At 42.4% G+C, this 11,016-nt stretch carries 11 protein-coding genes; 7 read left to right on the forward strand and 4 right to left on the reverse strand.

The genetic code is table 11. The features are described from left to right. Nucleotides 1-175 precede the first annotated feature (175 nt). Both JXA84_00375 and JXA84_00380 read right to left on the reverse strand, forming a co-directional pair. Nucleotides 176-2,752, reverse strand: a complete 2,577-nt coding sequence (locus JXA84_00375; protein MBN1149659.1) for a hypothetical protein — start codon at nt 2,750-2,752, stop codon at nt 176-178. A gap of 21 nt (nt 2,753-2,773) precedes the next feature. Next, nucleotides 2,774-3,367, reverse strand: coding sequence for a biotin--[acetyl-CoA-carboxylase] ligase (locus JXA84_00380; GenBank protein MBN1149660.1), 594 nt, complete (start codon nt 3,365-3,367; stop codon nt 2,774-2,776). A 32-nt stretch (nt 3,368-3,399) separates the two neighbouring features. On the opposite strand from JXA84_00380, the gene crtI reads away from it, so the two are divergent. Genes crtI through mce form a run of 7 tightly spaced genes read left to right on the forward strand, consistent with a single transcriptional unit; the run spans nt 3,400 to nt 9,440 of the window. Further along, nucleotides 3,400-4,422 carry a phytoene desaturase gene (gene crtI / locus JXA84_00385; protein MBN1149661.1) on the forward strand — a complete coding sequence of 341 codons (1,023 nt, stop codon included), beginning with the start codon at nt 3,400-3,402 and terminating at the stop codon, nt 4,420-4,422. Next, entirely contained in the window at nt 4,400-5,230 is an 831-nt protein-coding gene (locus JXA84_00390) for a phytoene/squalene synthase family protein (GenBank protein MBN1149662.1), read from the forward strand. The genes crtI and JXA84_00390 overlap by 23 nt, the downstream gene beginning before the upstream one ends. Continuing rightward, nucleotides 5,230-5,934 carry a lycopene cyclase domain-containing protein gene (locus JXA84_00395; protein MBN1149663.1) on the forward strand — a complete coding sequence of 235 codons (705 nt, stop codon included), beginning with the start codon at nt 5,230-5,232 and terminating at the stop codon, nt 5,932-5,934. Before JXA84_00390 ends, JXA84_00395 begins: the two co-directional genes overlap by 1 nt. A 55-nt stretch (nt 5,935-5,989) precedes the next feature. Further along, the gene (locus JXA84_00400; protein ID MBN1149664.1) at nt 5,990-7,663 is read left to right on the forward strand and encodes a methylmalonyl-CoA mutase family protein; all 1,674 of its coding nucleotides are present in this window, start codon (nt 5,990-5,992) and stop codon (nt 7,661-7,663) included. 12 nt (nt 7,664-7,675) lie between these two features. Then, nucleotides 7,676-8,059, forward strand: a complete 384-nt coding sequence (locus tag JXA84_00405) for a cobalamin B12-binding domain-containing protein (GenBank protein ID MBN1149665.1) — start codon at nt 7,676-7,678, stop codon at nt 8,057-8,059. Next, nucleotides 8,059-9,018: a methylmalonyl Co-A mutase-associated GTPase MeaB gene (gene meaB, locus JXA84_00410; GenBank protein MBN1149666.1), complete on the forward strand. Its 960-nt coding sequence runs from the start codon at nt 8,059-8,061 to the stop codon at nt 9,016-9,018. The genes JXA84_00405 and meaB overlap by 1 nt, the downstream gene beginning before the upstream one ends. 14 nt (nt 9,019-9,032) lie before the next feature. Further along, on the forward strand, nt 9,033-9,440 hold the full coding sequence (gene mce, locus JXA84_00415; protein ID MBN1149667.1) for a methylmalonyl-CoA epimerase: 408 nt from the start codon (nt 9,033-9,035) through the stop codon (nt 9,438-9,440). Here the strand turns inward: mce and JXA84_00420 are convergent. Both JXA84_00420 and JXA84_00425 read right to left on the reverse strand, forming a co-directional pair. Then, on the reverse strand, nt 9,433-10,602 hold the full coding sequence (locus JXA84_00420; protein ID MBN1149668.1) for a sodium ion-translocating decarboxylase subunit beta: 1,170 nt from the start codon (nt 10,600-10,602) through the stop codon (nt 9,433-9,435). The genes mce and JXA84_00420 overlap by 8 nt on opposite strands. Before the next feature lie 6 nt (nt 10,603-10,608). Beyond that, a partial coding sequence (locus JXA84_00425) for a biotin/lipoyl-binding protein (protein MBN1149669.1) occupies nt 10,609-11,016 on the reverse strand: 408 nt, incomplete at its 5' end.

Raw genomic sequence — 11,016 nt, forward strand, 5'->3', positions numbered from 1 at the left:
AAATGAGTTGACGTTGAACCTGACTACCGTCTTGTTGCCGTCCGTCTGGATTGCCTGGGCTGTCACGGCCGGACCCTGTCCCAATTGGACCGTGTGCGCTGAAAGCCCCGCCAAAGCGGAAAACAGCATTAGAAAACTGAAAAACACTTTCATAAGGAGTCCTCCTGTTTAAAAATCAATTTATTACATTCATCCGGAAAGATTCTTCGGTTGATCCATCCGGGCTGGAAATTATTACTCGAATAAAATAGACTCCCGCTGGCAACCCTGAAGTCTGTAAAATATGTGAACCTTTCGATAGGTTAATTTCATTTTCATCTGCTATCCTACCGGTGACGTCGAAATACTTGATGTTTAAACTGCAGTCATAGGGTAAATCGAGATGAAATTTGTCGTTGCTCACCTGGTATATGTTATAACCGTTGACAGACAAGGGAGTCTCTTCGACTGACGCGGATACTCCAAACATCCATTTTTCAGAAAGCAATGAACGGTAATGACCATTATCGGCATAACTGCGCCAATAGTATGTCCCCACCGGAAGGCTCGGCGTGACTTGCCATGAAGTCTGTCCCCCTGATCCCTGAGACACACCAAATACTTCCCTTACTACATTGACGCATAAACTGTCGGAATACACCTTGAAAGAATATGTCAGCGAGAGACCGTTGGGATCAGTTGAGTTGGCAACTGTGAGTTCAGTATTGCCCGTGACGATTCCACCGTTAGCCGGCGAAACCGGGGTTGGCGCGGATGGGACAGAATCTCCGAATGATGAGTTCATGACAACCAAATCGTCTATATACCACCCGTTGTTGGTGATGTACACATCCGAATACAGCCGGAACCTGATTTTCACATTGTGTTGTGAAGAATAGTCGGACAAACTCAATTCTTTGTGTTCCCATGTATAATGACCTTCGCCGTTGACTGTGAGAATATTCGTCCATGTCGGGTTTTCTGTCGAAGAAATTTCGACATAACCGTAATCGTAACCATCTTCAAGGTCGTATAATGTCCAAAAGCTCAACGAAACCGGGAAATCGACTCCGTTCGCCATAGTCGCTGAAATATTCTGATTGTTACCGTACGCTCCCGTTCCGAGGCTGTGTGATGGACTGTGGGAATAATTTGTCCTCAATTGCCAGATACCTTGAAGTGTCCAGTTAGAAGAACCGGATTCAAAATCTTCAAAAAAACCGTTGGGAGGAGTTCCAACCATGAAGTTGAAAGGGCTTTCACTCAAATAATCGCCTTGAGCGGTGATTACAGCGTTCATGTTAGCTATCCATCCTTGGGGAGTTTCTGGCGTGACGTATACCAGCAATTCGTCGCTTCCGTTGTTTTTTTTCTGAACGGGTAAAATTTCTCCATAGGAAGAGACCGGGTCAATCAACTCTACGTAGGGATCATCCGAATATATACATGAAGAGACAGCAAAACCGGTGTCGAATGCCGCATAGTTGAACAACTCAAGAGAAATCGAAACGGTGTCTCCCGGTTGAACAGCTTCATTGTGTTCCTTTTCCGTACTTGTCCCCACGTTCAGGGTTTTCAAGTATAGTCCCGCAGTCCAACAAGTTATAAGGTTGGCGAGATGATTTTCCGAAATCTGTCCGTCAATCATATCGTCTTGCCAAAAAGCAGTCCCTACTTCGGGTGAAACATGGAATATTTTAGGTTTTAAAGTGTCTCCATAGCCGAAATCAAATGATCCTCCGTTTACGTCGTAGAGAAGCTGTCCCGGTCTTCCGCACTGATAACCGTTTGAGGAAGCCATCATTCTCGTCAAGCTATCAAATTTCCAATTGTCTTCGGTCGGCTGGTTTATATAACCCCAGGGATAAAGATAAAACTGGGAGTAAGAGTGGTAGTCAATGCAGGATCTTATCTCATGACCGAGATAAAAATTTATCATAGATTGCACTTCGGGTTCACTCGCCCCCGAGGGACCTCTGTAAGTCTCGGAAGAAGGATCGTTGCTCGAACCGTTATTGTCATAACCCCACATGTAGGAATAGTTTCTGTTGGGATCTACTCCGTAATTACCGCCGCCGCTGTTTCTACGATTTTTTCTCCACATGCCCCCATACCCTGAAGTTACTTCATTGTAGATATACCCGTCAGGGTTAACTATCGGAACAATCCAGACCTGTCTATTGTCCACGATCCAAGTGGCTTCAACATCCGTGCCGTAGTTGTCTGAAAGCCAATGCAAAAAATAGATTGCGATTGAAGTCCCTATCGGCTCCCTCGCGTGGTGCAGAGCGCAAATCATCACTTCTGGCTCATCCTCCTGAACGCTGACATTGTCAGAGACTTTAACCGCCCAAACCTGGTTGCCGTCCCATGTGTTGTCGCCTGTATTGTTTGGTAGAATGAATCTTTGAGATACAATCTGAGGATGAGCCCCGCTTACAGAATCCATTGAAGTCAAAGCCTCTGAATAGGTCAAATAGTCTCCAAAAATTCCTTCACCCGCCATATTGGATTTGTAGTAATTTTCCAAATCTTCTATGATTATCTGCGGGTAAAAACCCATAGCCCCTAAAGAAGCAAAATCTCTGTCCCTTAATACTGCTTCGGCGTAAAGCCCTGGTTTTAAACCTACGATATCAATTCCCAGAGAAGCCAAAATTTCTGTGTCAGAAGGACCAGCGATGTCTATTTTTGCGAGATTGTATTTCTCGCCGGCAAAAACCAGATTCTGGGCTAGTATTAAACTAACCGTAAAAATTAAAAATTTGTTCATAAGCCCTCTTTAAATAAAGGTTTAAAAATCTGCCCGAGAATTGAGCTTGAAGAACAGCTTCAAAAAATCGCTTCTCGATTCTTTTTTACCGGTTTCGATGTAAAGTGAAGTGGCAAAATCTCTTATTTCTTGAGAAAAGTCTTCGGTACTGTTGTTAATGTTGACCCCTATTCCAGCAATTAAGGTTTTGCAGATATCTCCATAGATTTTGTTTTCTATAAGTATTCCTGCTATTTTTTTCCCTCCGACCAAGACATCATTGGGTTCTTTTATTGAGGTCCTTATGTTGGCTATAGTCTCTATAGTGTTGGCGACCATTTTACCCCAAGTTCTTGGAATTGTCATCAAGGAATTTGCTTTGATGTGAGGATGCAGTAAAAGGGAAAAGTATAGACCCACCTCGGGAGGGCTTTCCCAGGTATTACCCTTTTGTCCCTTGCCGTAAGTCTGTCTGTCAGCTATAACGAGATATTCGTTTTCTTCGTCTTCAATTCTGTCGGAGGCGTATGTATTTGTTGAATCAACCGATTCGAGATAAACAATCTTAAGAGCTCTATCATTCCAATAAAGATCTTCAAATTGGAATTTGTTTAAGAAGATTTCCAAATCTTTCATTTAGTCAATAAATATATTTTAATATGTATAAAATGGCAAAAATATTTTTGTGGCGGAGGCTATACCGGAATTATGACCAATTCATAAAAAGCTCAATCAAAAATTCTGACCTGAGAAAACTCCTTATGTGGCACACGGTTTTTCTGGGAGGAACACCAAAAAATGTCCCCGCGCTTTATATACTGATGCTACACGTCGATATGAACCTTGGCACTTTTTATCCTGAGGGAGGCATGTTCGAAGTTGCGAAAGCTTTCGAAAACTTATCCCTTCAATTAGGCGTAAAATTTGTCTATGGAAAACAAGTAAAAAAAATCTCTGTTGAAAATTTCAAGGTAAAAGGCGTGGAAATTGAAGGAGAACTCATAAATGCCGATATAGTTGTCTGTAATGCCGATTACCATCATGTCCAGACCGAACTGCTTGAAAAACCATTCAGAGATTACGATGAATTTTATTGGGAAAAGAGGGTGATGTCCCCGGGTACTTTTCTCTGCTATCTTGGAATAGAAAAAAAACTAGATCAAATACTTCACCACAATTATTTTTTCACCGACGACTGGGACGGGCATTTCGACAGTATTTCAAAGAAAAGGTCATGGCCGGAAAAATATTCCTACTACGTTTCTTGCAGATCCAAATCCGATGCTCTCAACGCCCCTGAAAATTCGGAAAACATAATGCTTCTCGTCCCGCTTGCCCCAGGTCTTCAAGACAACGATGAAACCAGAGAAGATTTCAAGGAAAAACTGCTCCAAAAATTTGAATTAGACCTGGGAGAAAAGATCAGGGACAAAGTATCCGTGGTCAGGATTTCGACTCACAGAGACCAAATAAAAAGGTATAACGCCTACAAGGGCAACTCCTTCGGCCTTGCGAACACACTTTTTCAGACGGGACCTTTGAGGCCGTCCAACAAAAGCAAAAAAATTCAAAATCTCTATTACACCGGAACTGGAACGATTCCCGGAATCGGCGTACCCCTGACTGTCATTTCAGGTCAAGTGACCGCAGAGAAGATCATTAAAGAAAATGCAAAACAAAGAACTCCTTAAAATTTTCAAGGGAGGCAGCAAGACCTTTTTCAATTCAAGCCTTTTTTTCCCGGAAACTGTTTTAAATGACGTAATAAGACTTTACGCTTTTGTCAGAACCGTTGACGATTTCGTGGATTCCGTACCGGTTAAGAAAGAAGAATACTTCAATTTCAAAAAAAAATATTTAAACCATATCAAGGGTGATGAGACCGACAATGTCGTCATCAAATCTTTCGTGGAGTTGAAAAACCAGAAAAATTTCGATGAATCTTGGGTTGAAGCTTTTTTCAACTCCATGGAAATGGATATCCAAGGCAGAATATACTATAAATTCGAAGACATCGAAGATTATGTTTACGGATCAGCAGAGGTAATCGGACTTTTCATGTGTAAAATTTTCGCTCTTTCCCACACCTCATACGATTCAGCTAAAATTTTCGGTAAAGCCCTTCAATACATAAATTTCGTCAGAGATGTCGTTGAGGATATTGACCTAAAAAGGGTCTATTTCCCAGAAAATGAACTCGAAAGATTCGGAATACTTCGCCCTGATTTTTTAACAACAAAATTCGATTTAGAACAATTTTCAAAATTCATGAGATTTCAGGTTAAAAGGTGCTTTTATCTTTTGGAAAATGGAGAACGAGGCTTGCCATTGATACCCAGAAGGTTGAGGCTTCCCGTTAAAACTGCTTCAGACATGTATAAATGGACTTTAAGCGTGATAGATAAACGCCCGGAAGTCGTTCTGGAAAAAAAAATCCGGCCTTCGAGACCTTTTTTGTTCTACAGAGTTTTCAGCAACATTTTCAACTCAAATTTCTGATGTATACCTATTCCATTTTACTGGTTTTAACCCTGGCATTCCCTCTGATGTTCAGTTTTGATAGTCGAATAAAATACTACAAGAAATTTCACGCTCTTTTCCCGTCAATATTCATAATGGCGGTATTCATGATAGTGTGGGATTACTTCTTCACAAAAGCGGGAATATGGTCTTTCAACCATAAATACATCACTGGATACCACGTATTCAACCTTCCTACAGAAGAAGTCCTTTTCTTTTTTGTGGTTCCTTTTTCTTGCCTTTTCATATACGAATCTGTTAAATACTTCGTGAAAACCGAAATACCTCGAAAGACATCTACATTAATTTGCATTTTTCCAGCGTTGATTTTTCTTGTCATGTCCTTTGTATTCAAAGATCTCACCTACACAATGGTTTGTTCGGCTTTTTTGTCTTTTTTGCTGTTTGTCAACGCTTTGATAATCAAACCTCCGTATATTGTAAAGTTCTTTCTTGCCTACTTTGTTTCGCTTGTCCCGTTTTTTGTCTTCAACGGAATTCTCACAAGCGGATTGAAAAGTATTGACGAGAATCCGGTAGTGATATATTCAACATCAGAAATTACTAATTTCAGAATAATCAGCATACCCGTAGAGGATTCTTTTTATCTTTTGTTTATGCTTCTTCTCGCAACAAATTTCTACGAATTTCTTTTGACGTATAGACGTGTAGAAAAACATTAAGAACTTGAATAGCTAAAACTCTTGCCTTAAAATATCGAAAAGAAATGGAGGGACAATGTCTTCAAACAGAGAGATAGAAGAAAAACATCAAAAATGGGAAAACAACTTAGTCGACAAAACAATAAAAAAGTTCCCTGAAAGACAAAAAGAATTTTTAAGCGGTTCTTCCGAAAGCATCGAGAGGCTTTATCTTCCGCCTGAAAATGAAACCGATAAATACGTCAAAGATCTCGGCTTCCCCGGAGAATTTCCTTTCACGAGAGGCATTCAACCGACCATGTTCAGAGGGCGTCTCTGGACAATGAGGCAATACGCGGGTTTCGGAACAGCAGAAGAATCCAACAAAAGGTATAAATTTCTTCTCTCACAGGGACAGACAGGGCTTTCTATCGCATTCGACCTGCCCACTCAGATAGGCTATGATTCTGACCATCCGATGAGTGAAGGTGAAGTCGGAAAAGTAGGTGTCGCGATTGACAGCCTGAAAGACATGGAAATTCTTTTTGACGGAATTCCCCTGGACAAAGTTTCAACTTCCATGACCATCAACGCCCCGGCCTCAGTTCTTTTGGCAATGTACATAGCGGTCGGCGAAAAGCAAGGAGTGTCAAGAGATAAACTTCAGGGCACAATTCAAAACGATATTCTTAAAGAATACGTCGCGAGGGGAACCTACATCTTCCCTCCGGAACCCTCAATGAGGCTCATCACGAATATTTTCAGATACTGTTCAAAAGAACTGACGAACTTCAACACCATAAGCATATCAGGCTACCATATCCGCGAAGCAGGCTCCACAGCAGTTCAGGAAGTCGCGTTCACGCTAGCCAACGGAATTGAATACGTCAAAGCAGCCCTCAAAGCAGGTTTGGACGTCGACAGTTTCGCGGGAAGACTTTCCTTCTTTTTTAATTCTCACAATGATCTTTTCGAAGAAGTCGCAAAATTCAGGGCGGCGAGAAGGCTTTGGGCGAAAATAATGAGGGATAAATTTCACGCCAAGCAGAGCAAATCTCTTCTTCTGAGATTTCACACGCAGACCGGAGGTTCAACCCTCACAGCTCAACAACCGGACAACAACATAGTCAGGGTCGCAATTCAGACATTGGCGGCTGTCCTTGGAGGAACTCAGAGTCTTCACACCAACTCAAAAGACGAAGCTCTTGCTCTTCCCACTGAAGAATCCGTGAGAATCGCCCTCCGAACCCAGCAAATAGTCGCGTACGAATCAGGCGTGACCAACACTATCGACCCTCTCGGAGGTTCATTTTTCGTAGAAGCATTGACCGATTCAATTGAAAATAAAGCCAAAGAATACATAGATAAGATAGAAGCGCTCGGGGGGATGATATCTGCCATAGAGAAGGGATACATTCAAAAAGAGATACAGGATTCGGCTTATAAATATCAAAAAGACGTCGAGACGGACCAGAGAGTGGTCGTGGGAGTAAACAAGTTTGCTGTGGAAGAAGCTCCTCCAAAGGGACTTTTGAGAGTGGACCCAAAATTGAGGGAAATTCAGATCAAAAAGACCAATGAAGTAAAAAAGAACAGGGACAACGCGAAAGTCCAAAAATCTCTTGAAACCCTTGAAAATGCGGCCAAAAACGAAAATACCGACTTGATGCCTCCTATTGTCGACGCTGTTAAAGAATACGCGACTCTCGGTGAAATATGCCTCGTCCTCAGGAAAGTTTTTGGTGAATACAATGAAAATATTGTTCTCTAGGGGGAAAAGAATATGAAAAAAAGAATACTAATAGCAAAACCTGGACTTGACGGCCATGACAGGGGAGCGAAATACGTAGCCCGAGCGCTAAAAGACGCGGGTTACGAAGTAATTTACACCGGTATCAGGCAAACTCCAGAATCCATTGTCAATACTGCAATTCAAGAGGACGTAAACTTCATAGGGTTAAGTCTTCTTTCCGGAGCCCACAACGAGCTTTTCCCGTTGGTAGTTGAAATTCTAAAGCAAAAAGGATCCGACGACATAATCGTTTTTGGAGGAGGCGTCATTCCCACCGAAGATTTCGATTTTCTCAAGTCAAAAGGCATAAAAGCCATATTCACACCTGGCACCAAGATGCAGGAAATCATCGATTTCATAGAAAACGCTTCATAATGACCGCCATTACATCCACGGACACCAAAGCTCTTGCTCTTGGAGTTCAAAAAGGTTCTTTTCGATCAATAGCGCGAGCCCTGACGGTAATTGAGAATTTTTCCGAAATAGGAGAACAGCTCGTGGATTCTCTGCATTGCAAAACAGGTAACTGTTTGATCTTTGGAGTCACTGGACCTCCCGGATCAGGAAAAAGTTCTCTTGTCGATGGATTGATAAAAATGGAAAGAAACGAAGGCCGTAGAGTCGCTGTTGTCGCAGTGGACCCGAGCTCCCCGTTTTCAGGCGGAGCGCTTTTGGGGGACCGACTGAGAATGCAAAGTCACGCCAACGACCCGGGAGTTTTTATCCGATCAATGGCTTCAAGGGGGCATTTAGGGGGACTGTCAAACGCGACATTCGACGCCGTAAAAATATTCGACGCCGCGGGTTTTGAAACAGTGATAATCGAGACTGTGGGAGTAGGTCAAAGTGAAATTGAAGTTGTAGAAGTTTCGGACGCAGTCCTCCTCGTTCTCGCTCCAGGAATGGGAGACGATATTCAGGCAATGAAGGCCGGAATTATGGAGATTGGCGATTTTTTTGTAGTCAACAAAAAGGACAAAGACGGCGCTGAGAAGTTGAAAACTGAAATCGAATACGTTCTCCGGCTCAAAGAAGAAACCCATGAAAAATCATTTGAAAACGTGTTCATGGTTTCAGCAAAATTCGGCGAAGGAATAGACGTTCTCCATCGCGCAATAAAAAATTTCATTGCTGATATGGTCAAATCGGGAAAGTTCCACGAAAGAAGAAAACAAAAAACAAGAAAAGAAATTGAGAGGATAATCCAAACCAAAATAACCGAATCCATAACCAGAAAATCCGACCTTATCTTGAAGATAGAGAATGCTGTTCTCCGCATTCATGAAAGGGAGATATCACCATATGAATTCGTCAGAAATGAAATAAAAATATAATAAAGGAGCAAAGGATGATTACAAAAATAAACCATATCGCAATAGCCGTGAAATCACTCGAAGAACATGTCCCTTTTTATAGAGATTCGCTCGGTTTGGATTTTATGGGGTACGAAGAGGTGCCGGAACAAAAAGTTAAAGTCGCTATGTTCAGAACAGGGGACGTCAAGATCGAACTTCTTGAACCGGTTTCCGAGGACAGCCCAATAACCAAATTCCTTGAAAAATACGGGGACGGGATTCATCATATTTCATTTGAGACTGACGCTATCGAAAATCAGATAGAAGACCTGATGCAAAAAAAAATAAGAATGATAGACGAAAAACCCCGTTCCGGCGCGCATGGAACTAAGATCGCTTTCGTCCATCCAAAATCATCCGGAAAAATTCTCATTGAACTAACTCAGCAACAACTCACTTAATAAGCTGACTCCAGAGAATTCCCGCCGCAATAGCGCTTCCGATGACACCCGCGACATTTGGTCCCATGGCGTGCATCAGTAGATGGTTCGTAGGATCTTCCTTAAGTCCTACCGCCTGTGCGACTCTTGCGGAATCGGGAACAGCTGATACTCCCGCGGCTCCGACAAGGGGATTAATTTTATCTTCCGGTTTGAGAAAAATATTCATTATTTTCGCGAAAATGATGCCGCCTGCAGTGGCTACCGCAAAAGAAAAAGCTCCAAGGGCGAATATTTTAAGCGACTGGGGCGTGAGAAAATACTGGGCTTGAGTGCTTGCGCCGACCGAAAAACCTATAAGAATTACCGCTATATCGTTAAACGATGTCCTCGCTGTCGATGCCAACCTTTCAGTGACACCGCATTCTTTTAATAAATTTCCAAAAAACAACATACCCAGAAGTGCTATCGCGCCGGGGGCGACGAAACAGGTAACGAGAAAAGCTATTATTGGAAACATAATTTTTTCGATTTTAGTCACCTTCCTGGAGGGCCTCATTCTTATCAGTCTTTCTTTTTTTGTCGTAAGCAGCTTCATTATCGGAGGCTGAATCACCGGAACCAAAGCCATGTATGAATAAGCTGAAATAGCTATTGCTCCGAGCAGGTGAGGCGCTAATTTAGAAGACAAAAAAATCGCCGTCGGCCCGTCAGCCCCGCCTATGATGCCTATGGCTCCGGATTCAGCCATAGTGAATCCCAACAATTTCGCCCCGAAAAGCGTTGTAAAAATTCCAACTTGAGCGGCCGCTCCGAGAAGTAGAAGTTTGGGGTTAGACAAAAGAGCAGAAAAATCCGTCATGGCGCCAATACCCAAAAATATGATGGGAGGATAAAGTCCGCTTTTTACGCCCCAATATATGATGTTTAAAAAAGAAGGTCCTGATGAAGAAACGTCCTGATAACCGAGAGCCATCGATGCTTCGTAAGGTATGTTCCCGACAATAATTCCAAATCCTATAGGGACGAGAAGAAGCGGTTCATAATTTTTCTTCACGGCGAGGTAGAGGAGTATGAGTCCGACAATAATCATTATAACGTTTCCCAGGACGAAATTTCCGAAACTTGATGTCGTCACCACGTACTTCAAAAAAGCTCTGTAAATGTCAATCAGTCCGTTCATCGGGGCTTATCCTACTTTCAGAAGGGTATCACCTTCCAGGACGTTCTCCCCCTCTTTTACCGGAATTTCATTTACCGTGCCGGAGACAGTAGATTGTATTTCATTTTCCATCTTCATGGCCTCCATAATCAAAACGACCTGCCCGGCTTTTACTTCATCCCCGTTTTTTACGAGAATCTTTTTTATAAGCCCCGGAAGAGGCGACTGAATGTTTCCGGGCAGCTTCAAATCGACTTGAGCCGGATGATCCGTAGTTCTCGCTTTGGTAGTGGCATCCATGACGAATTCTGATTTTTTTATTGTCGGGGTTTTTGTTTCTTTCTGTTCTTTCTGCAGTAAAACTTTGTAAAGGATTCCATTGACTTCTACTTTCGCGAATGTGTCTGTGACATCCAAAACATCGACATTGTATTG

Source organism: candidate division WOR-3 bacterium (assembly GCA_016926475.1).
GTDB lineage: Bacteria > SDB-A > SDB-A > SDB-A > SDB-A > JAFGIG01.

Coding starts and splice junctions, on each gene's coding strand:
- JXA84_00375 (MBN1149659.1), bottom strand. CDS start 2,752: ATGAACAAATTTTTAATTTTTACGGTTAGTTTAATACTAGCCCAGAAT.
- JXA84_00380 (MBN1149660.1), bottom strand. CDS start 3,367: ATGAAAGATTTGGAAATCTTCTTAAACAAATTCCAATTTGAAGATCTT.
- crtI (MBN1149661.1), top strand. CDS start 3,400: ATGGCAAAAATATTTTTGTGGCGGAGGCTATACCGGAATTATGACCAA.
- JXA84_00390 (MBN1149662.1), top strand. CDS start 4,400: ATGCAAAACAAAGAACTCCTTAAAATTTTCAAGGGAGGCAGCAAGACC.
- JXA84_00395 (MBN1149663.1), top strand. CDS start 5,230: ATGTATACCTATTCCATTTTACTGGTTTTAACCCTGGCATTCCCTCTG.
- JXA84_00400 (MBN1149664.1), top strand. CDS start 5,990: ATGTCTTCAAACAGAGAGATAGAAGAAAAACATCAAAAATGGGAAAAC.
- JXA84_00405 (MBN1149665.1), top strand. CDS start 7,676: ATGAAAAAAAGAATACTAATAGCAAAACCTGGACTTGACGGCCATGAC.
- meaB (MBN1149666.1), top strand. CDS start 8,059: ATGACCGCCATTACATCCACGGACACCAAAGCTCTTGCTCTTGGAGTT.
- mce (MBN1149667.1), top strand. CDS start 9,033: ATGATTACAAAAATAAACCATATCGCAATAGCCGTGAAATCACTCGAA.
- JXA84_00420 (MBN1149668.1), bottom strand. CDS start 10,602: ATGAACGGACTGATTGACATTTACAGAGCTTTTTTGAAGTACGTGGTG.